24 protein-coding genes are annotated in these 22355 nt (G+C 29.6%); 21 read left to right on the top strand and 3 right to left on the bottom strand.

Annotation, left to right across the window (positions count from 1 at the left end):
* The first annotated feature begins 60 nt into the window (after positions 1 to 60).
* From CRV02_RS09020 to rimM, 13 genes are all read left to right on the top strand, one after another.
* The gene (locus CRV02_RS09020; RefSeq protein WP_129090059.1) at positions 61 to 2964 is read left to right on the top strand and encodes a cache domain-containing protein; all 2904 of its coding nucleotides are present in this window, start codon (positions 61 to 63) and stop codon (positions 2962 to 2964) included.
* A 131-nt stretch (positions 2965 to 3095) separates the two neighbouring features.
* Positions 3096 to 4412, top strand: a complete 1317-nt coding sequence (locus tag CRV02_RS09015) for a peptidase U32 family protein (protein WP_129084779.1) — start codon at positions 3096 to 3098, stop codon at positions 4410 to 4412.
* 2 nt (positions 4413 to 4414) lie between these two features.
* Complete coding sequence (locus tag CRV02_RS09010) at positions 4415 to 5722, top strand: hypothetical protein (protein WP_129090058.1); 1308 nt, start codon at positions 4415 to 4417, stop codon at positions 5720 to 5722.
* Positions 5723 to 5757: 35 nt separating this feature from the next.
* Entirely contained in the window at positions 5758 to 6243 is a 486-nt protein-coding gene (locus CRV02_RS09005; protein WP_129084777.1) for an AIR carboxylase family protein, read from the top strand.
* Between the two features lie 86 nt (positions 6244 to 6329).
* On the top strand, positions 6330 to 7268 hold the full coding sequence (gene glyQ / locus CRV02_RS09000; protein WP_129090057.1) for a glycine--tRNA ligase subunit alpha: 939 nt from the start codon (positions 6330 to 6332) through the stop codon (positions 7266 to 7268).
* 8 nt (positions 7269 to 7276) lie between these two features.
* Complete coding sequence (locus CRV02_RS08995) at positions 7277 to 8032, top strand: Nif3-like dinuclear metal center hexameric protein (protein ID WP_129090056.1); 756 nt, start codon at positions 7277 to 7279, stop codon at positions 8030 to 8032.
* Positions 8025 to 8744, top strand: a complete 720-nt coding sequence (locus CRV02_RS08990; protein WP_129090055.1) for a zinc ribbon domain-containing protein — start codon at positions 8025 to 8027, stop codon at positions 8742 to 8744. Before CRV02_RS08995 ends, CRV02_RS08990 begins: the two co-directional genes overlap by 8 nt.
* Before the next feature lie 2 nt (positions 8745 to 8746).
* The gene (gene waaA / locus CRV02_RS08985) at positions 8747 to 9889 is read left to right on the top strand and encodes a lipid IV(A) 3-deoxy-D-manno-octulosonic acid transferase (protein WP_309109255.1); all 1143 of its coding nucleotides are present in this window, start codon (positions 8747 to 8749) and stop codon (positions 9887 to 9889) included.
* Positions 9879 to 10628 carry an RNA pseudouridine synthase gene (locus CRV02_RS08980; protein WP_129090053.1) on the top strand — a complete coding sequence of 250 codons (750 nt, stop codon included), beginning with the start codon at positions 9879 to 9881 and terminating at the stop codon, positions 10626 to 10628. Before waaA ends, CRV02_RS08980 begins: the two co-directional genes overlap by 11 nt.
* Before the next feature lie 152 nt (positions 10629 to 10780).
* Positions 10781 to 12142: a signal recognition particle protein gene (ffh, locus tag CRV02_RS08975; protein ID WP_129090052.1), complete on the top strand. Its 1362-nt coding sequence runs from the start codon at positions 10781 to 10783 to the stop codon at positions 12140 to 12142.
* 89 nt (positions 12143 to 12231) lie between these two features.
* Positions 12232 to 12462, top strand: a complete 231-nt coding sequence (gene rpsP / locus CRV02_RS08970) for a 30S ribosomal protein S16 (protein WP_129084770.1) — start codon at positions 12232 to 12234, stop codon at positions 12460 to 12462.
* Positions 12463 to 12482: 20 nt separating this feature from the next.
* On the top strand, positions 12483 to 12722 hold the full coding sequence (locus CRV02_RS08965; protein ID WP_129084769.1) for a KH domain-containing protein: 240 nt from the start codon (positions 12483 to 12485) through the stop codon (positions 12720 to 12722).
* Between the two features lies 1 nt (position 12723).
* Positions 12724 to 13254, top strand: coding sequence for a ribosome maturation factor RimM (rimM, locus tag CRV02_RS08960; RefSeq protein ID WP_129090051.1), 531 nt, complete (start codon positions 12724 to 12726; stop codon positions 13252 to 13254).
* A 7-nt stretch (positions 13255 to 13261) separates the two neighbouring features.
* Here the strand turns inward: rimM and CRV02_RS08955 are convergent, their stop codons facing one another.
* Genes CRV02_RS08955 through flgG form a run of 3 tightly spaced genes read right to left on the bottom strand, consistent with a single transcriptional unit; the run spans position 13262 to position 15686 of the window.
* The gene (locus CRV02_RS08955) at positions 13262 to 14446 is read right to left on the bottom strand and encodes a hypothetical protein (protein ID WP_129090050.1); all 1185 of its coding nucleotides are present in this window, start codon (positions 14444 to 14446) and stop codon (positions 13262 to 13264) included.
* A gap of 3 nt (positions 14447 to 14449) precedes the next feature.
* Positions 14450 to 14878 (bottom strand): hypothetical protein, encoded by a 429-nt coding sequence (locus tag CRV02_RS08950; RefSeq protein ID WP_129090049.1) that lies wholly within the window; start codon positions 14876 to 14878, stop codon positions 14450 to 14452.
* A 19-nt stretch (positions 14879 to 14897) separates the two neighbouring features.
* Positions 14898 to 15686 (bottom strand): flagellar basal-body rod protein FlgG, encoded by a 789-nt coding sequence (gene flgG, locus CRV02_RS08945; RefSeq protein ID WP_129090048.1) that lies wholly within the window; start codon positions 15684 to 15686, stop codon positions 14898 to 14900.
* Between the two features lie 162 nt (positions 15687 to 15848).
* Here flgG and CRV02_RS08940 point away from each other — a divergent pair, with 162 nt between their 5' ends.
* The 8 genes from CRV02_RS08940 (at position 15849) to CRV02_RS08905 (ending at position 22353) form a co-directional block, all read left to right on the top strand.
* The gene (locus tag CRV02_RS08940) at positions 15849 to 16217 is read left to right on the top strand and encodes a response regulator (RefSeq protein ID WP_129084765.1); all 369 of its coding nucleotides are present in this window, start codon (positions 15849 to 15851) and stop codon (positions 16215 to 16217) included.
* Between the two features lie 37 nt (positions 16218 to 16254).
* A complete protein-coding gene (locus CRV02_RS08935; protein WP_129090047.1) occupies positions 16255 to 17382 on the top strand; it encodes a hypothetical protein in 1128 nt (375 codons plus the stop codon).
* Between the two features lie 9 nt (positions 17383 to 17391).
* Positions 17392 to 18117 (top strand): flagellar hook-basal body protein, encoded by a 726-nt coding sequence (locus tag CRV02_RS08930; RefSeq protein ID WP_129090046.1) that lies wholly within the window; start codon positions 17392 to 17394, stop codon positions 18115 to 18117.
* Positions 18117 to 18527, top strand: coding sequence for a flagellar basal body rod protein FlgB (flgB, locus tag CRV02_RS08925; RefSeq protein ID WP_129084762.1), 411 nt, complete (start codon positions 18117 to 18119; stop codon positions 18525 to 18527). Before CRV02_RS08930 ends, flgB begins: the two co-directional genes overlap by 1 nt.
* Positions 18528 to 18543: 16 nt before the next feature.
* Positions 18544 to 20289 (top strand): flagellar basal-body MS-ring/collar protein FliF, encoded by a 1746-nt coding sequence (gene fliF, locus CRV02_RS08920; RefSeq protein ID WP_129090045.1) that lies wholly within the window; start codon positions 18544 to 18546, stop codon positions 20287 to 20289.
* 2 nt (positions 20290 to 20291) lie between these two features.
* Positions 20292 to 21302 carry a flagellar motor switch protein FliG gene (gene fliG / locus CRV02_RS08915; protein ID WP_129090044.1) on the top strand — a complete coding sequence of 337 codons (1011 nt, stop codon included), beginning with the start codon at positions 20292 to 20294 and terminating at the stop codon, positions 21300 to 21302.
* Positions 21302 to 21964, top strand: a complete 663-nt coding sequence (locus tag CRV02_RS08910) for a FliH/SctL family protein (RefSeq protein ID WP_129090043.1) — start codon at positions 21302 to 21304, stop codon at positions 21962 to 21964. The genes fliG and CRV02_RS08910 overlap by 1 nt, the downstream gene beginning before the upstream one ends.
* A gap of 101 nt (positions 21965 to 22065) precedes the next feature.
* The gene (locus CRV02_RS08905) at positions 22066 to 22353 is read left to right on the top strand and encodes a FliM/FliN family flagellar motor switch protein (protein ID WP_129090042.1); all 288 of its coding nucleotides are present in this window, start codon (positions 22066 to 22068) and stop codon (positions 22351 to 22353) included.
* Positions 22354 to 22355: the final 2 nt, after the last annotated feature.

Genomic DNA, 22355 nt, shown 5'->3' with positions numbered 1-22355 from the left:
CTTGACAAATTCTATTTTATAAAGCTAAAATAAATCAAAATAATATAAAGGGATACTAATATGGGCGCATTATCTATTAAAGGGAAATTATTACTTATTTCCTTAATAGCAATTGTATTAGTTACAGTGATAACTGCAGTACAATCTATTTACTCTATAAAAGGCTTATCTAAGAAGGACGTTGAAAATTTTAGAAAGGAAGCTTACTTAAAAAAAGAAAAAGAGTTGCAAAACTATGTTTCTTTAGCTATGAAAACAGTTGATTCTTACTATAAAAGAACAGCTATTGACAAAGTAAAAGTTGAAGTTCAAGAAGAACTAAAAAAGCAAACAGGGTTTCTTTTTTCAATTTTAGAAGCAGAATATAAAAGATTAAATGGAAAAGTATCTCAAGAGGAAATAAAACAAAGACTTAGAAGTATCGTTGAGGGGACAAGATATGGAAAGACTGGATATTTCTGGATAAATGACACAGATGCTGTTATTGTAATGCATCCTATTAAACCACAGTTAAATAACAAAGATTTATCTGAATTTAAAGACAAAGGTGGAAAGAAAATTTTCACAGTTTTTGCTGATGTAGCAAAAAAAGATGGAGCAGGTTTTGTTGATTATGTATGGCCAAAGCCTGGTTTTGAAAAGCCACAGCCTAAAGTATCTTTTGTAAAACTATTTGAACCTTTTAATTGGGTTGTTGGAACAGGAGAGTATGTTTCTGATGTTTCTGCAAATCTTAAGAAAGATGCCCTGCAAGCTATTAAAAACATGGGATATGGAAATAATGGATATTTCTGGATAAATGATTCTCATCCAAAGATGGTTATGCATCCAATTAAACCTTCTCTTGATGGAAAAGATTTATCAGCAGTAAAAGACAAGGCTGGAAAACTTCTATTTAACGAAATGTCTAAAGTTGCAAATGCCAAATCTGAAGGTGGACTTGTTAAGTATATGTGGGAAAAACCAGGGAAAGATGTTCCTCAGCAAAAGTTCTCATTTGTACAAAGATTTGAACCATGGGATTGGATTATTGGTACTGGTGAATATGTTGATGATGTAGAAGATAGTATCTTAGCAATGGAGCAAAGAACAAATGATGAAATAAACTCTATTATTATATATATTCTAATCTTTGTTTTTATCTCTATAATAATTATTTATGCGGTTTATTCATACTTAGTTAAAAAAGTAATTGGTGATCCATTAGAAAATTTAAGAGATGCAATAGAAAATCTTAAAAACTCAAATAGCAATGACATGATTGAGAAGAAAAATAACGATGAGATTGGTAATGTTGTTGATTCATTTAATAGTTATATTAAATCTTTACAAGATGAACAGGAGCAAGATGCTGTAGTAATTGAAGAAGTAAAAGATGTAATCCAAAAAGTTAATAATGGATTCTATGTTTATAAAGTAAATGCAAGTTCAACAAATCCTCAAATTCAAGAGTTAAAAACTTCAATTAACTCTATGATTGAAGGAACTAATACAAAGCTTGAAGAGATAAATAAAATCTTAATAGAGTATGGTAACTCTAATTTTGATTATAAAACTACTAGCAAACATGCTGTATCAAATGGTATTATTGGTTCTATTTTCACAAGTACAAAACAACTTGGAGGAACAGTATCAGAGTTCTTATCTATGATTACAACAACAGGTGAAAAGTTAAATAATGATACAGATATCTTATCTTCTTCTTCATCTACTTTATCAACATCTGCAAATGAACAAGCAGCTTCATTAGAAGAGACAGCAGCTGCTGTTGAAGAGATTACTTCGATTATTAAATCTAGTAATGAAAAAGTAAATAGAATGTCTATTTTAGCAAATGACTTGAATAAGTCAGCACAAGATGGACAAGAGTTAGCTACTAAAACAACAAGTGCAATGGAAGAGATTGATGTGCAAGTTAGTTCAATCAATGAAGCAATTACAGTAATTGACCAGATTGCCTTCCAAACAAATATTCTTTCACTAAATGCAGCAGTTGAAGCGGCAACAGCAGGTGAAGCAGGAAAAGGTTTCGCCGTTGTTGCTGGTGAAGTTAGAAATTTAGCAAATAGATCTGCTGAAGCAGCAAAAGAGATTAAAGAGTTAGTTGAAAGAGCAACAGCTAAAGCTAATGAAGGTAAACAAATTGCAAATAATATGATTGGTGGATATTCTGATTTAAGCTCAAAAGTTACAGAAACAATTGGATTAATCTCTGATGTAAATGGAGCAAGTAAAGAGCAAGAAACAGGTATTGTTCAAATCAATGATGTAGTTAACTCTTTAGACCAAGCTACACAAAGAAATGCTGAGTCTTCAACACAAATTAGTAATCTTGCAAATGAAGTTGCAGGGCTATCTACAAATATGCTTGAGATTGCAGATAGAGCAAACTTTAATCAAGACAAAAAGAATGAGATTTGTGATATTAACTTAGTATTTGAAATTGCAAAACTAAAAAATGACCATATTAAGTTCAAGAATGATAATTTTGCAAAAGTAGGGAACTCAAATAGTTCTTGGACAGTAAAAACTTGCAAAGAGTGTGATTTTGGTAGATGGATTTTAGAACAAGAGAGTGCTGGAAAAGATTTCACTAAAGGCTCTGGTTGGACTTCACTAAAAGAAGAACATCAAAATGTACATAAAGCAGTACAAGAGTATATCGATGAAAATGCAAAGGGTGCATCTAATGCTACTTTAGAAATGATTTCTAAAAAGCTAGAAGATTCAACACAAAGTCTATTTGATATGATGGATAATATTAAAGTAGAGCATTGTAGAAACTTTAGTCAAGAGTCTGAAATAAGAGAAGCTATCTCAGTAGAACCTAAAAAAGAGACACCTGTAAAAAGACAAGCAGTAAGAGAAACTTATTCTTCTAAAAAAGTAGAGCCAACTTCTACTTCATCAAACAAAACGATTACTGCAAATAATAACGACGATGATGAATGGGAAAGCTTCTAAGAAGCTTCTCTTCTCATCTTCATAATCTAAATCTTATAAAATCTAACTAATTTTTTTTAAACTTTAATCTACAGAATTTTTTGATATAATCACGTTTTAAAAACAGTGTCTTGGAAACACAAAGGAATATAATGAAAAAAGATAATAAAGTAGAATTGCTTTCACCAGCAGGTAATTTAGAGAAATTAAAAATTGCTTTTGCCTATGGTGCGGATGCAGTTTATGGTGGTGTTAGCCACTTTAGTTTAAGAATCAGAAGTGGAAAAGAGTTTAGCTTTGAAACTTTTAAAGAGGGTATTGATTATGCCCATGCAAGAGGTAAACAAGTTTATGCAACTATCAATGGTTTTCCTTTTAACTCTCAAATAGACTTATTAAAAAAACATATTATTAAAATGGCAGAGTTAGAACCAGATGCATTTATTGTAGCAGCTCCAGGAGTTGTAAGACTTTGTAGAGAGCTTGCCCCTCAAATACCAATTCATTTATCAACACAAGCAAATGTATTAAACTATTTAGATGCTCAAGTATTTTGGGATATGGGTGTTAGAAGAATAATTGCAGCTAGAGAAATATCGTTAAAAGATGTTCAAGAGATTAAAAAACATCTACCAGAGATGGAAATAGAGATTTTTGTACACGGTTCTATGTGTTTTGCTTACTCAGGAAGATGTTTAGTATCTGCTGTACAAATGGGAAGAGTACCAAACAGAGGTTCATGTGCAAATGACTGTAGATTTGAATATACTTTATATGCAGCAAATGAAGACCACAGTACACTATTTAGACTAGAAGAAGAACCAGGTGTGGGAACATATATCTTTAATGCAAAAGATATGAACCTAGCTTCTCATGTGGATGAAATTTTAGAAAGTGGTGCAGTTGATTCTATTAAGATTGAAGGTAGAACAAAATCTCCGTATTATGCTGCAGTTACAGCATATGCTTATAGAAAAGCGATTGATGATTTTGAAGCTGGAAAATTTGAAGCAGACAAATATCAAGAAGAGCTTGCAACTACAAAAAACAGAGGGTTTACTGACGCTTATTTAGTACATAGACCTTTTGATAGAACAAATACACAAAACCATGAATATGCTTTAAGTAAAGGAAGCTATGAGGTAAGTGGACTTATTACAGAAGATGAAGAACACTTTATGTGTAAATATAAAACTTATCCAAATGATGAGATTGAAATTTTTGCTCCTATAGGTACTCCTATTGAGGAAGTAGAAAATGAAATAGGAAAAATCTATAAAAAAGAAGATGGTAAATTTTATGTATCATTTAAAAAGATTTTAACAGAAACAAATAAAGAGTTAGAATCTGTTCATAGTGGAAACACTAATAAAATAAAACTTCCAGGGAAACTTCCTTATTTAACGATGCTTAGAGTTAAAAATGAAGAAGAACAAAGCAATTCTTGTGAAGGTGCTTGTAATAGTTAAGAATGGTAGTATTTAGAGTTACAGATAATATAAATATTAAAACTACAGATGGAACTTTAGTAAAATATACAAAAGTAAAAGGGCCATCTAACTTACTAAATGAAACTATCTATATAACAACACTAGAAGACTTTAGCGATTTAAAAAAAGTCTTCGCAAGTGTTGGCAATAAATATAAAGCTAAAATTATTGATGAGGCAAAGGTTAGATACCTAAGTCAGTTTCCTAGAGAACTAGGTATTACAAATATCAATGAATACAATATTACAAATAATCTAAACTATAAATATAAAGATAAAATAGCTATACAAAGTGAAGAAAACTCAGTAGAGTCAGTTTATTTAAATGAAGAGAAAAGTGATTTAAAAAAACAGATTAGTGCTACATTAAAAAAAGATGTAAAAGTTCTAATTTTAGGTAGTTTAGGTTCAAGTATCTCTGAAATGATTTGTGCAAGTACTGCCCTTAGAATTTTTTATGAAAAACTTTCAAAACAGTTTAGAAGTGTAAGCTTAGATATATATATAAATGCTTCAGAAAATAGGTTTTATTCTAGGGATAAAATGATTTTTTCAAATCAAGTTTTTGTAAATAAAGTTAGTGCTTTATCAATTGATGTTAAAGAGTTCTGCTCTTATGATTTTTTTGTTGATGCAAGTTCTGTTACTAAAAGAAGTTTTTATCAAACACTAAACTATACAGATGCTTGGCTTCATAAGTTAGGTATTGATTATAAAGCTATTCCAAACGAACAAAAATATAATGAAATAAATTTCACTTCATACAAACCTAAAAAAGACTTACAAGATAAAATAAGAACAATAAAACAAAAAGGTAAGGTTTTACTTTTTCATCCATATTCAGCAAATGCAGCTAAATCTATACCTAAAGAGATTGCAATAAAGCTACTTAAAAAGATGATAGAAAAGATGCCTGAATATGTATTTGTTTCTACTTTAAAGTTAGACCCTAAATTTAAAAATGATAGGTATTTTGATTTATCAAATGATTCAAGTAGTTTTATTGACTTTTGTTATATTGTTTCAAATTGTGAAAAAGCATTTACTGTTAATACATCAACTTATCATGTTGCAGATGCCTTTTTTATTCCAAGTGTTGTAGTTCTTACAGATTATGACCAAAAAAGAGATATAAAAGAGTATGAATACTCTAAAGCAATATATGTAAAAGATAAATCAAAAGACTATAGTCAGTTTATATTTAAAAATGAATCGTTACTTTTATATCGCTTTGATGGATGGCAAGAGCTTAAAGCTTCCAAAGTAATTAAATTATTAGAAAAACTTTGATAAAATCACGTGTTTAAAAAATCACAGGTGAGAAAATGAAGTTTGTATCTATTATTATGGGTAGTGAATCTGACTATGAAACAATGAAGTGTTGTGTTGAAACTTTTGAAAAGTTTGCAGTTAAATATGAGCTTATTGTTTCTTCTGCCCTTAAATCTCCCAAAAGAACAGAAAAGTATGTTTTAGACGCTGAAAAAAAAGGGGCTGTAGTTTTTATTACTGCTTCTAAGGTTGTTTCTCATTTAGCAGGAATGGTTAGTTCTTTAACTACTAAGCCAGTTGTATCACATCAAACAAAAAGTAGTGATATTCATGAATCCTTTTCAACGGTTTACACACCAGCAGGAATTCCTGTTTGTAGTGCAACACTTGGTGAAACAGGAGCTATAAACGCTGCATATTTTGCGATGCAAATTTTAGCAATCTCAGATAAAGAGTTGGCTGTAAAATTAAAAGAAGATAGAATAGTTCAATCTAAAAAAGTTGAAACTGTTTCTAAAAATATAGAAGTAATTTTATAGTACAAACAAAAAAGCCTGTATATTAATTGAAGTAAACTATTACTTTCAATAAACAAAAATTTAATAAAGAGTTAGGAATAAAATAGATGGTAACATTTTCAGAAATTCTATTAAAGTTACAAGAGTTCTGGGCAAAGCAGGGATGTAATATTGTACAACCGTATGATATCCCTGCGGGAGCTGGAACTTTTCACCCAGCTACACTTCTAAGAAGTTTAGATTCTACACCTTGGAGTACAGCATATGTTGCACCAAGTAGAAGACCAACAGATGGAAGATATGGAGAAAACCCAAATAGATTAGGGGCTTACTATCAGTTCCAAACTTTAATTAAACCTAGTCCAGACAATATTCAAGATCTGTATTTACAGTCTTTAGAGTATTTAGGGTTAGACCTTTCTAAACATGATATTAGATTTGTTGAGGATAACTGGGAATCTCCAACTCTTGGAGCATGGGGACTTGGTTGGGAAGTTTGGCTTGATGGAATGGAAGTAACTCAATTTACTTATTTCCAACAAGTAGGAGGACTTCCTTGTGACCCTGTTGCAGTTGAGATTACTTATGGTACTGAAAGACTTGCAATGTATCTTCAAGGTGTTGATTCTGTATTTGATATTGTTTGGAATAAAAATGAATATGGAACAACTACTTATGCAGATGTTCACAAAGAAGATGAGTATGAGTTCTCTAAATATAACTTTGAGATAGCAAATACGCAGATGTTATTTAGACACTTTGATGATGCTTTTAATGAGTGTAAATCTTGTTTAGATGCAGGGCTTCCATTACCAGCATATGATCAGTGTATGATTGCTTCACATGCATTTAATACTCTTGATGCAAGAAAAGCTATTTCTGTAACTGAAAGACAAAACTATATTCTTAAAGTTAGAGAGTTAGCACAAGGATGTGCTGTTTTATATAAAGAACAAGAAGTTCAAAGATTAGAAAAAGTAGGAAGTGAGTCTGCTAAAAAAGCATTAGCAAACTTAAAAGAAACAAACCCAGAATTATTTAACTAGGAAATGTTTTGAAAATAAAAGAAATATATAGTTTTTTAGATGAATTATCACCTTTTGAGTTACAAGAAAAATGGGATAATTCAGGTCTGCTTATTGGAAACTTTGAAGATGAGTTTAACCAAGTTTATATTTCTATAGATTTAGATGAGGAAATAGTTGATGAGATGGAAGAAAACTCATTAGTTATAACTCATCATCCTTTAATTTTTTCTGCACTTAGAACTATAAACTATGATACTTATAGTTCTAAATTAGTAAAAAAATTAATTCGAAAAAATATTGCTTTAATCTCTATGCACACTAATATTGATAAAACTCACTTAAACAAATATGTAGCACATGAAGTTTTAGATTTAGAAGTTATTGATAGTGAAGAGTTTATTTGTTATGCAAATGTAAACGATAGTTTTGAAAACTTTGCTAAAAAGATTTCTAGTAGTTTAGGATTAGAGTATTTAAAATATGTAAAATGTAACGAAGAAGTAAAAAAAGTTGCATTAGTAACTGGTGCAGGTATGTCGCTAATAAATGAAGTTCAAGCTGACTGTTTTTTAACAGGAGATATAAAATATCATGATGCAATGGAAGCCAAAGCAAGAGGTATTTCCTTAATTGATATAAGACACTACGAAAGTGAAAAGTATTTCAGCACTCTATTAGAGGGACTTATCAGTGAATATTTGAAAAAAAATCAATTAAAAGCTATAATAACAGCTTCAAAAAACCCATTTAAGTTTTGTACACAAGGAGACACGGTTGAATAAGTATTTACAGGATTTAGTAAAACTATCTAAGTATGATGGTTCTATCAGTATGTTTGAACCAAAAATTGAAAATGAAAAAGCAAAGTTATCTACATTTATTGAAGTAGCAGAATCAATTAAAACTTCAATTAATGATGCTTATGCACAAATTGATGATGTAAAATCAAAAAGAACAAAAAACAATATTCATTTAGCAGAATTAAAAACTAAATTAGAAGAGATTTCTAAAAAGCATAACGAAGTTACAAATGAAAAAGAAGTAAAAGCTTTACAATTAGAAGAAGAAATTGCTAAAGAGCAAATTACTTTTGCAAATGAAGAGATTGATAGATTAGATGAAATTGCAGCAGCTAAAGAAGAAGAATTAAAAGAATTACAAGCAAAATTAGCTGAAGAAGAAGATTCAATTAAAGAGATTCAAGTTGCAGTTGATAATGCAATTGATGAAATCAACCAAGAAAGAAATGCAGTTTATCAAGAAAGAAGTGAATTATTAGAGAAATTTGATAATAAAATCTTAACTTTCTATGAAAAAATTAGAAGATGGGCAAAAGATTCAGCTGTAGTTCCTGTAGTAGACCAAGCGTGTTATGGGTGCTTTATGAAAATCAATGACAAAACTTATTCAGAAGTTATTAAATCAGAAGAGATCATTAACTGTCCACACTGTGGAAGAATTCTTTACAAAGAAAATGAGACTGAAGAGGCTTAATTTTGAGCCTTTTTAGTATTATATATTATCTAGTTTCTCTAGTAATTTATATACTGGCAATTCCCTACTTACTCTATAAAACAAAAAACAAAAAATACAAAGAAGCAATTCCTGCAAAATTTTTTTTAAGAAACAATAAGCCCTTTGAAAAAAGTTCTATTTGGTTTCATGTTTGTTCTATGGGAGAAGCAAAAGCTATTAAGCCACTAGTTGAGAAACTTGATGAAACAAATATTAGTGTAATAACTAATACAGGTTTTGAGGAAGCTAGTAGTTTAACTTCAAATGTTAGATATCTACCTTTTGAAATCTTTTTACCCTTTTGGATAAAAAAGCAAAAAGCTTTAGTTGTAATGGAAGCAGAGCTTTGGTACTTTTTATTTTTGTTTGCAAAAAGAAAAGGTGCTAAAACATATTTAATAAATGCACGTATTTCTGATAAATCTTATAACTCATATAAAAAGTTTTCATTTTTTTATAAAAGAGTGTTTGCAAATATTGATAAAATTTTTGCTCAAACAAAAGAAGATAAAGAAAGACTTTTAGAACTTGGGGCAAAAGATGTAAAAGTCATAGGAAATATTAAACTTGCTCAACTTCCAAAGGTATCAAGAAACTTTGAAAAGCCAAATGATACTTTAATTACAGCTGGAAGTACTCATGAGAAAGAAGAAGAACTAATTCTAAACTCTTATGATAGAAAGTATGGAAAATTAGTTATTGTTCCTAGACATCCAGAAAGATTTGAGAAGGTTGCAAAGTTAATAGAAGAGTTTACACAAAAAAATAGTTTAACTTTTCATAGATTTTCACAAAAAGAAGACTTCAGTTCTGATATAATTTTAGTAGACAAATTAGGTGAGCTAAACAATATCTATTCAATTTCTGATATTGTAATTTTAGGTGGAGCTTTTGCAAATGTAGGTGGACATAACCCTGTAGAGCCAGCTTACTTTGGATGTAAGTTAATTTCAGGAAAAAGAATTTTTAATCAAAAATCACTATTTGAGTGTGTTAAAAATTATAAGTTAATTGAAGACAATGAATTAAAAGAAGCATTAGAAAATGCTCAAGATTTAGAAAAATCATCTTTAGTACAAGAAGGTGATATACAGCCAATAATAAAGGAATTACATGGCATATGATAAAGCATATAAAGTTCTTGCAAAACAAGAAGGAATCTCAAACTCTAAAGCAAAAGAGCTTATTGATAAAGGTTTAGTAAAAGCTGCTGGAAAAAAAGTAATGATTGCCAGAGGTGAGATAGATACTGATACAAGATTTACTGTTAAAGAGATTGGAGTAGTTAAAGTAATTTTCCAAGATGATGATATCTTAGCAGTTGATAAACCAGCGTTTTTAACTTCAGATGAAATAGCAAGAAAGTTTCCAAAGGCAATTATGTTAAATAGACTTGATAAAGAGACAAGTGGTGTTATGCTATTTGCAAAAAATGAAGAGTTTCAGAAAAAAGCTATTAAAGAGTTTAGAGCAAACAATGTATATAAAGAGTATGTTGCAATTGTAGATGGAAAAGTAATTGATGAAATAGAGATTGATAAACCAATTCTAACAACAAAAGATAGAGGTCAAGCAAAATCAAAAGTTGATAGCAAAAAAGGTAAACCAGCAAAAACAACTATATACCCAATGTTTGTTGAGGGAAATAAATCAAAGGTAAAAGTTGTAATTGATACAGGAAGAACACATCAAATCCGTGTACACCTAAATAATATAGGACTTCCAATAATTGGAGATACTATTTATGGAAAACCTGTTGCTAATATAAATAGAGTTTTACTTCACTCAAAAAGAACAAAAATATTTGATTATGACTTTGAAGCAAAGGAACCAAGAGAATTTAAAGTGTATGACTTTAATTAAAAATTAAGCTTTCTGAAAATAAAGAATCCCTAAAATAGGGATTTCTTTAAAATAATAAATTTAAAAAATCCTTAAAACAATACCTCTCTTAAACTAACTTAAAGTATACTTTCAATATAATCCACAAAAATTATTAAAGTTTGGAGTTTATTTTGTTTGATTCAATAACCGGTTCAATAAAAAGTGCAGTTAATAAAATAAGACATAAAGATGATGCAGCATCACTTAAAAAAGCAACAACAGAACTTAGAAAGTCGTTATTAAAATCAGATGTTCACCACAAAACTACAAAAGAACTTGTTACTGCAGTTGAATTAGAAACAAAAAGATTAGGAATAGGTCAAGACTCATTTTTAAGAGCATTACAAAGTGAGCTTAGTAAAATTCTAACAACAGAAGGGAATCAAGGTTTTGTATTCTCTGCTACTCCTCCAACAACTATTTTAATGACAGGACTTCAAGGTTCTGGTAAAACAACAACAACTGGTAAATTAGCAAACTACTTAAAACTTAGAAAGAAAAAAGTTTTAGTTGCAGCTTGTGATTTACAAAGACTTGCAGCAGTTGAACAATTAAAACAAATTGCAGCACAAATTGAAGTTGATATTTACTTTGATGATAATGAAACAAATCCAATTAAAATTGCACTTGCAGCTCAAGAGAAAGCAAAAAAAGAACACTATGATGTACTTTTAATAGATACAGCTGGACGACTTGCTATTGATGAAGAGTTAATGCAGCAATTATATGATGTAAAAGAAGCAGTAAAGCCTGATGAAATCTTTTATGTTGCAGATTCTTTAACTGGACATGACGCTACAAAAACAGCAACTACATTCAAAGAAAAAATTGGAATTGATGGTGTTGTATTATCAAAATATGATGGTGATACAAAAGGTGGGGTTGCAATCTCTATTTCACATCAAGTAGGTGTTCCTTTAAGATTTATTGGTATTGGTGAAAAGATGCCAGACCTTGAAGTGTTTATCCCTGATAGAATTGTATCTAGACTTATGGGTGCAGGGGATATTGAAGGTTTAGCTGAAAAAACTGCTGCTGTAATTGATGAAAAGAAAGCAAAAGCAGTATCTAAAAAGATTAAAAAGGGTGAGTTTAACTTTAATGACTTTTTAGACCAACTTGCAATGATGAGTAAATTGGGTTCAATGAAGTCAATTATTGGAATGATTCCTGGTCTTTCTCAAATGGCTGGACCAATAAAAGATATGGATTTTGAAAACTCAGATGAGATTAAAAGAATTAAAGCATTAATTGGTTCAATGACTCCAAAAGAGAGAGAAAATCCAAGCTTAATGAACCCAAGTAGAAAGAAAAGAATTTCAAGAGGTTCTGGACTTTCAGAAATGCAAGTGAACAAAATACTTAAGCAGTTTAAAAATGCATCTAAAATGGCTAAAAAACTTTCTTCTAAAGGTGGAATGAAAGGTTTACAAAACATGATGCAACAAATGCAAGGTCAAGGTGGTCCAGGAGGACTTAACTTACCTAAATAGGTAATAACTAAATAGTATTGAGTTGTAAACTTACTTTGAAAAAAGAGGAGTTTAGAATTCAATACTATAATTAAACAGAAGGAATAAAAATGACAGTAATTAGATTAACAAGAATGGGTAGAAATAAGAAACCATTTTACAGAATCGTTGTAACAGACTCAAGAAAAAGAAGAGATTCAGGTTGGATTGAATCAATTGGTTACTACAACCCAGTAGTTGAGCCAAAAGTATTAAAATTAGATGAAGAAAGATATAACTATTGGCTAAGTGTTGGTGCAAAACCATCTGAGAGAGTTAAGAAATTAGCTGAAAAAAAGTAAATTTATTATAAGATTTTATCATGATTACTAATTTTATAGAAAACTATGCAAAACTTATAGTAAGTTACCCTGAAGATGTTAGCATCTCAACTAATGTAGTAGATGAAACTTTTACAGAGATAACTATCAATGCTAATAGTGCAGATATCGGTAAACTTATCGGTAAAAATGGAAACATGATAAATGCATTAAAAACTATGGCAAACGGTTGTAAAGCCAAAGATGGGGTATCTTACAAAATACAAGTGTTGTCAAACTAGCATGAATGATAAAATCTATGTTGCTAAATTAGGTAAGGCAGTAGGCTTAAAAGGTCACTTAAGACTTTTTATTGACTCTGACTTCCCTGAGCAATTCAAAAAAGGCGCAAGCTTTACTACAGACAAAAAACTTACATTAACTCTTGAAGAATACAATTCAAATAGAGACTTAGTTAAGTTTGAGACTTACGATGATGTAGATACTGCAAAAAGACTTACAAATCAACTTTTATATGTAACAATGGAACAAACAAAGAATGACTGTAAATTAGAAGAGAATGAACACTTCTGGTTTGATATTGTTTCATGTCATGTATTTGAAAATGATTTAGATTTAGGTGAGGTTGTAGAAATACACCGATATCCAATTGAAGATTACTTAGAAATTAAAACATCTACTGAGTTAGTAGATAAAGGTCTTCCAAAAACTTTTTTAATCCCTTATAATATTGAAAACTATATTGTAAGCGTAGATACTGATAAGAAGAAAATAGAAGTTAAAGACTCATTAGTAATACTAGAAAACTCTTAAAAGTTTTCTAATAATTACATCTTTTTTGATACTCTTCTTTTGTAAAATCTACTAAGAAAGCATCTTTAAATCCATTATCCATTAAACTATTAAATACTTTGTTTCTTTCAACAGTAGACTCATATGGTCCAAAGTATATTTCAATTCTATTTTTAGAGTCTCTACATAAAGAAATCTTTTTATCAAAGCTTTCAACTTTATCTAAGTATGATTTATGAAGATCTCCTTTTATAACAGCTACATTGATAAATGATAAGAAAAGATTTGCATTCATAATATCATTTGTCTCTTCTTTTGGTGCAGGAGGAATCATCTCTTCTTTAGCTTCTACTATTTCATTTTGAGTTACTTCAGTTTCTTGACTTGTTGGTATCTGTTCCTTACTAATTGTTTTTTCAATAATCTTTTCAACATTTGTTTTTGTTGTTTCTTCTGAAGGTTTTGAAGATATACTCTCTTTTTCTTTTTGCAGTTCTTCAAATATTTTAGCTTTTTGTGCTTCAAACTCTTGTTTAATTTGTTCTTGAAGTTTCAAGAACTCTTCTTGCTCTTTTTTAATAGTCATTTGTCTTTCTTCAAGAAGTTGTTTCTCTTTTTCTAAAGCTTCCTTCTCTTTTGCAATTCTTTCTTCTTCTTTTCTCTTTTCTTCTTCTATTGCTTTTTGTTTAGCTTCTTCTTTTCTTTTTTCTTCTTCTTGAATTCTTTTCTCTTCGGCTTCTAGTTCTTCTTTATTTAAAATTTCAGTTTTAGTTAGCATTTGAAGTTTTTTATTCAATTTATTTTTATCAATATCATCAATATCAATATCGATTTCAGGCTTTTTTTCTACTTTGACTGCTTGAGCTTTAGCTTGAGGTTCTTTGCTTTCTTCATCATCAAAGAAACCAGCTAAATACATAATAGTTCCTAAAGTTAATACAACAGATAAAGCAGCAATTACACCAATCAGAATTTTTAAAACTCTGGGTTTTTTCTTTTGAATAGGTTCTTCATCTAAGTCTTCATTTTCAATAGTATTAGTATCATACTCTTCATTTGTTTCAGTATCAGAGTTATTTTCCTCTGAAAGATTATCTGCAGATGAATTTTCTTCACCATCTACAGGCTGAAGTGTATCTGTATCAGTAGTTTGATTATTATCTTGTTCTAAACCTAATTCTTCAATTATCTCTTGGTCTGTTTTTTCTGCCATTTTCTACTCTTTATTTAGTTTTCTTTTTTCTTTTTGTTTTGCTAGTATCTTTTCTCTATTTTTTCTGTAATATTCTTTTCTATATTCTCGAAGTTTTTCTTTTTTCTTCTCTCTATACTCTTTATCATAGTTTAATCTATCTTCTTTATTCTCTTGATAGTAATCTTTTTTCTGTTTTTTATAGTCTTGAATTTTTTTTATGATCTGTTCTTTTCTATCATCTATATGTCCTTTTTGCTTTTTTGCAATAAGTTTCATATTTTTTAAAAAGTTTTCATCATTTAACTCTTCTGAATAGTCAATACTTTTTAAGTCTTTATATTTAGCAGAAGAAGAGTCTTTATTTTTACTTTTTAAGTAATATTCTCTTTTCTTCTTTTTATGTTTTAAAAAGTTCTCTTCTCTGAGTTTTTTTAATCTTTCTAAATCCATGGAATTAAAAAACTAATAATTATCTTTTTAATCTATTAACTGTATCAAGCATACTATCTGTTGTAGTAATTGCTTTAGAGTTTGCTTCATAAGCTCTTTGAGCTGTAATTAAATCAACCATTTCATTAACAAGTTTTACGTTTGATAGCTCAATCATTCCTTGTCTTAGTCCACCTAATTGGTCTTCAGTAGGATTTGCAACAATTGGGTCACCCGATGCTTCACTTGCTTTAAATAATGACTCTCCTGCAGGTGTTAAACCAGCAGGATTAATAAAGTCAGCTATTGTAATTTGTCCAATCTCTACTTCTTCTTCAGTTTGTGGATCTTTACCGGTTACAATACCATCTGTACCAATTGAAATGTCAACTAAATTATCTGGTACAGTAATTTGTGGTTCTAAAAGGTAACCATTACCATTTACTATATTTCCTTCATCATCAAGTTTAAATTGACCATTTCTTGAATAAGCTATTTCACCATTTGGTTGAGTGATTTGAAAAAAACCTTTTCCTTCTATTGCTACATCAAGAGGATTTGAAGTATTTTTTAGATCACCTTGTAGAAAGTCTTTTTGAATACCAGAGATTCTAACACCAAGACCTACATCCATTCCTGTTGGATTCATTGTGTTTTGAGAAGTTCTACCCGCTGTGTAGTTTAAACTTTCGTACATTAAGTCTTGAAATTCTGCTCTATCTTTCTTAAAACCAGAAGTATTCACATTTGAGATATTATTAGATGTAACATCAATTTGATGTTGCATAGAATTCATTCCTGTTGCTGCAGTATATAAACCTCTTATCATGGTATCCCTTTTAATTAAAGTAATATTAAATAATTATATTTAAAGTACATTTAAACTTTGATAAATTCTATTAAGCAATTTTTTATTTATTAAGTATAAATTTAAAACAAATTTAATATAATATATAGATTTTGAATATAGTTTTTTGATAAGGGTTAAATTATGAAAATTTTGATAGTAGATGATAGTTCTACAATGAGAAGAATCATTGGTAATGTTGTTATGCAATTAGGTTTTGCAAAAGAAGATTTCGATGAAGCAGAAGATGGAGTTAAAGCGTGGAAGCTTTTGACAGAAGGTCAATATGACATTATTTTAACAGACTGGAATATGCCTAATATGAATGGTTTAGACCTAGTTAAAAAGGTTAGATCTGAAGGTAACCATCAAAAAGTTCCTATTATTATGATTACTACTGAAGGTGGTAAAGGAGAGGTTATTACGGCACTTAAAGCTGGTGTAAATAACTATATTGTTAAACCATTTAATGCGCAAGTTTTAAAAGAGAAGCTTGATGGAGTTTTAAAATAATAAATAATAATATACAGTACCAATAAAAGGTTTTAAAATGAGTATGAGTCAAGAAGAGATTGAAGCTTTAATGAATGGTTTAGACTTTGAAGATGATAGTTCAAAGGAAGAGGCTACACCTGCTGAGCAGCCCGAACCTAGCCAAGAAGCAGCGCCAGAGCCTCAAGTAGAAGAGACGACAGAAAACTCTAAAATGTCAGAAGATGACATCAATGATTTGATTGCGCAAACTGAAGAGATAGTAAGTGACAAAGATGAAAATATTGAAGAAGAATCAGTTGATGATATTTTAAACAATATTGAAGAAACAACTCCTGGTGTTGATACAAGTGAAAGTATTGATGATGTTTTAAAAGAGGTTGAAGCAATAGAAAATGTTTCTGAACCTGAAATTACAGAAAGTAGTGTACCTTCTGTTGATACACCAGTAATAGATGAAATTGATACACCTATAGTTGAAGAGTCAATTGAAGAGAGTATTGTTCAGGAAACACCAGAAGAAAAAGATAATTTTGAAGATATTCTTTCTTCTATTGATGGAGTTCAAGAAGAAGCAAAAAAAGTTGATATTCCAGATATTCCTGCTATAGACCCAGATATTCAAGATATTGATTCTAAAATTGATAGTGGAGTTTTCCCTTTACCTGTAGAACAAGATAACAAAGTTGTGAATCAATTAAGTCAAGTTGCAAATGACTCAGAAGAGAAAGCAACAAAGATATTTGATGTATTAAGTAATATATTAGATTATAATAATGAAATACAAAATGATGTTCAAGAGTTAGCAAGCTTTAATGAAAAACAGACAGCTATGTTGTCTTCATTAAATCAAAAGTTCCCCAATATAGATGCATTTAAACAAAACCTTGAACAAGCAGAAAAAATGGGTAGCTTTATTTCTGATATTAATGACAAAATAAATAATGGAAATATGGAAATATTCCAAGCAATGGAATTAATGCAATACCATGATATTAATAGACAAAAAATTGAAAGAGTTATGTCTGTTATTAGAAAATTAACTGTATATTTAAATAATCTTTTTGAAGATGAAAATGATTACCAAGAGATTGCAGTTGCAAAACATATTCATGGAGATTCGTCAACTGGTGATTTAATGGCAGAAGATGATTTAGATGCTTTAATTGCAGAGTTTAATAAGTAGGAGATAATAATGGCAAAATATCCTTTAGCAGCATCAATGATTAATCAAATCAATAGAATCGATGTGATTTCTAATAATTTAGCAAATGTAAATACAGTTGGTTTTAAACAAGAAGGAACAGCTGAAGGGTCTTTTAATTATTATATGCAAAGAGCCCAAAAAGAAGGTTTTGACCCTACAAAACTAAATGAAGTAGTTAATACAATTCCAAAAATGGATACAAAATATATAAATGCAGAACTTGGACCAATTGTTCCAACTGGAAATGCATTAGACTTTTCTTTAACTCAATCTGATACTTTTTTTAAAGTAAGAGATGAAAATACGGGAAATGTTGTTTATACAAGAGATGGTTCATTTAAAAATTTAAATGGTATTCTTGTAGATTCAAATGGACAGCCTGTATTATCAAATGATGATGAACCAATTGCAATTGAAGCTGGTGAAGACTTTGAGGCACAAATTGCAGTTGTAAGAATTAATTATGATGATTTACAAAAATATAAAGATAATAATTTTATGGCAAAAAATGATCAAGCTAATATTCTTCCAATAGAGAATAATGATGGTCAATTTATGCAAGGTTCTTTAGAAAAATCAAATGTAAATAGTGTTTCATCAATGGTAGCTTTGATTGATGCTCATAGAAGACTAGAACAAGCACAAAAAGCTATTCAGTCAGAAAGTGAAATGAATGAAGTGTTAGTTCAGAAAATTGGGGATACAAGTAGATAATGGAAGCAAGTGGAGTAACTAACTTATTATTTAAACATTTAAGCTTTAGAAGTGATAGACAAAATGTTATTTCAAGTAATATCGCTAATGTAAATACACCAGGTTATAAAACTAAAGAGTTAGTTTTTGAAGATGAAATGAGTAAAGTAAAAGGTAATAATGAATTAGAGCTTTTTACAACAAATACAAAACATATAAATCCTTCTTTAAATGATATTAACAAACTAAATGAGCCTAGATTAGTTAATGTAAAAGGATTAAAAGAACAAAATGATGGAAATAATGTTAGCATGGATAATCAAATGAGTGAAATGTCAAAAAATAAGATTATTTTTGATGCTATCCAATCATCAATCAAAAAAGATTCAAGACTATTTAGATCAGTTATAGAATCATCACAAAAAAACTAATTAGGATTATTATTTTATGGATCAACTTGTAAAGTTTATTAACAACTTAAATGCTGCACAAAGAGCTGTAATAATTGGAGGTTTTTCTATTTTATTTGTGCTGCTAGTTGGATTATTAGTATACTCGAATATAAAAGCAGAAGATAAAAAACTTAATTATACAATCGCAAGTAACTTAACAAAAAATCAAGTAATGATGGCAAGTAATGAACTTGAAGCATCAGGTGTTCCTTTTTCTGTTATTGGAAGTGGAAACTCTCTTACACTTAAAACATCAAAAGAGTTTATTAATATTGCAAAAATTAAACTTGTAACAAGTGAAGCAGCGACGAGTAAACACGTAGGTTGGGAAATATTTGAAAAATCCTCTCTAGGAACAACAAACTTTGAAAATAATGTAAAATTTTTAAGGGCAACAGAAGGTGAACTATCAAGGTCTTTAGAGTCTCTATCTGGAGTTTTAAGTGCAAGTGTAAAAATAGCAATTCCTAAAAATACTATTTTTACAGAAAGAAAAACTGACCCAACAGCCTCTGCTGTACTTTCTTTAAAACCTGGAGTTTTTTTAACTCAAAAACAAATTGATGGAATTAAAAACTTTATATCATCAGCAGTACCTGATTTAAAGGTTGAAAATATTAAACTTATTGATCAAGATGGTGCTTTACTTCAAATGTCAAATGATGAAATTGAAAATGAAAAATCATTAACTCAAAATAAGTATAAACAAAAGCTTGAAAAAGATTATGAGAAAAAAATTGTTGAATTATTAGAGCCAGTTGTTGGAGTAGGGAGAGTTGTTGCAAGAGTAACAATGGAACTTGATTTTAAGAAAAGACATATTCAAGAAGAAATCTATGAGCCTGAAGGGACAATAAGAAGTCAACAAACAACTGAAAATGTTTCAAGTGCAACTGGTGGGAATAATGGTACTGGTGGTACTGCAGGAGTTGAAAATAATATTCAACCTCCAGATGAAGCAAATGGAAATAATGGCATTCAATCAAGTAGTGAAAGTTCTAAAAATATAACTAACTATGAAATCTCTAAAAAGATAATTGATGAAAAAAACAACAACTATTCTTCTGTTAAGAAAGTAAGTGCAGCTGTAACTTTTGACTCAACTGTTTTTGAAAATAATGAAAACAAAGAAGAATTTTTAGCATCAATTGAATCTATTGTTCAAGAAACAATAGGTTTTAGTGCAAAAAGAGGTGATAAAATTGCTGTAAAAGCCTTTAAGTTTGTTACTATGAAAAATACTAAGGTTCAGGTTGATGAAAATGGTAACCCTATAATTGTAGATGCTACTGAAGCAGATTCATCTGTAAGCACTTTAAGTATGGTAAAATCAATACTTAAAGAATTTAGTGAGTATTTCCAATATTTAATCGCAGCTGTACTTTTATTTATCTTCTATAAGAAATTTATTGTAAATCATGAAGTTGTTATCTTAGGAGATGATGGGAAAAGAAAAGTTGATGCAGAAGGTAATCCTATTGATGAAGACTTTATGAATGATTTTTTAGGAAACTATGAAGATGAATTTGATGCAAGTACTGCAAAGGGCAGACTAAAGTCAAAAGTTAAAAGCCAAATTATGAATAATATTGAAGGCTTAGATGAAGAGAGTGCTGCTAAGTATGAGGTATTAATTGAAGCTATTGACAAAGAGATTAATAATAATCCAGAAGAGATAGCAAGAATGATTGAACTACTACTTTCAGAGGGTAGTGGCAAATTTAAACCAGAAAGAAAATAGATATGGCTGAAGATAATAACAAAGACTTATTAAAAGGGATGTCAATGCTAAGTAAGGTTGCACATTTTTGTGTCCTTATTGGCGAAGATGCTACCGTAAAGATTTTCCAACATTTACCCAAAAATATTGTAGAAGATATTTCAACGGAAATTACTATGATTTCTTCTGTAGACAAGGAAGTTTCTTTAGCTATCTTAGAAGAGTTTCACTTATTTACTAGATCTAAAAATTTTATTAGTTCAGGTGGTTATGACTATGCTAAAGATATTCTGTATAAATCTTTAGGAAAAGGTGAGGCTGATGAAGTTTTAGCAAAACTTTCAAGAATGAAACTTGCTGCACAATCATTTGCTTATTTAGATGCAATTAATCCTAAGCAGTTATCTGACTTCATTAAAGATGAGTCTCCTCAAACAATTGCAGTAATCCTTTCTCATATGGAAGCAACAAAAGCAGCAGATGTTTTAATGCAATTAGAAGAAGATATTAAAGTCAAAGTTACAATGCAAATGGCAACAATTAAAGATGTATCACCTGATGTTGTAAGAACTATTTCTGTAGTATTAGAGAAGAAACTTGAATCACTTCTGTCTTCTATTGTTGACGTTGGTGGTGTTAAAGTTGTTGCTGATATGTTAAATAGAGTTGGACCTAAGTCACAAGATATTCTTAAAAATATCAATGGTGTTGATACTTCATTAGCAACTAAAATTAAAGAAAATATGTTTGTATTTGAAGATTTATTAAACTTAGATTCTGAACATGTTATGAAAATTTTACAAAATGTTGATACAGCTGATGTTGCAGTGGCAATGAAAAATGCTACTGAAGATGATATGACTAAAATCACAAGTGCAATGTCTCAAAGAGCAAGTGATAGATTCAAAGAAGAGTTTGAAATGCTTACTAAGGTTAAAATTAAAGATATTGAAGCTGCACAAAGAAAAATGCTTGATGTTGCACAGAAGATGATTGAAGAAGGCTCTATTGATAGAGATATGGATGAACAATAATGAATAAAGCAAACGTATACTCAAATGCAAAAGTTGTAAAAAATAGCGAAGTTCAAGAGTATCAACTTGGTACTTTTGTACAAGATGAATCTGGACAAACACAACAAGTAAATATTCCAACATCTGTATTAAATACAAGTAATATAAATGGTGATATGGAAGCAGTACTAAATGAAATAAAAAGTTTAGGTACTCAACTTGCACAAATGAATCAAAAAGTATCAAATTTAGAAAATGCAGGTGCAAAAGTTAAGGATATTGATGCTCAAGTAGTTCAAGCTATAAAAGATTTAAAGCACTATGCAAACTTTTTTGAGCAAGCAACTTTTCAAATGGAGACAAAAATTCTTAAGACTTCTATCTCTATAGCTCAGAAAATTATTGCAATAGAAGTGGGACAAAACTCAGCAGCCATAGCAAAACAGACTATTGCTCACTTATTAGAAAAAATTAAAAATGCCTCAAAAGTTAAAATTCATTTAAACCCAAAGGATTATGAGATATTAAAAAATGATTTAAACCTAGAAAGTTTTATTCAATTAGTTGATGATCCAAATGTTACAGCAGGTGGAGTTGTAATTGCTAGTGACCTTGGAAACTTTGATGGAAATATTGAAGCAAAAGTTAATACTATGCTTGAATCTTTAGACAATGTCTTATAAAAAAATCTTACAAAAATAAACTATTAAAATATTTTTACTATATAATCTTTTTTACTGAAATTTTGTGGTATAATCTAATAACTTAACAAAAAAGCGTAGTTATGGAAATTAGTGAAAGAGATTATGATTTATTAGTAGATACTGAGATTACTGTTGATGTAATGCTAGGGAGTGCAAATATTACTATAAAAGAGTTTTTAGAACTTTCAGAGGGTGATATTATATCTTTAGATAAGCAAGCAGGTTCTGGTGGAGATATCTTTGTAAATAAAAGGATTATTGGTACTGGTGACATAATTGTAATTGACGAAAAACTTGCAGTGAGAGTTCAAGAAGCTATGGACTCAGACAATGTAGTTAGATACTTCTTTGACGAAAAAGCAAATTAGGA

Source organism: Arcobacter sp. CECT 8989 (genome assembly GCF_004116715.1).
Classification (GTDB): domain Bacteria; phylum Campylobacterota; class Campylobacteria; order Campylobacterales; family Arcobacteraceae; genus Halarcobacter.
The sequence above is the reverse complement of the archived record's forward strand: the minus strand, read 5'-3'. Positions and strand labels throughout refer to the sequence as shown.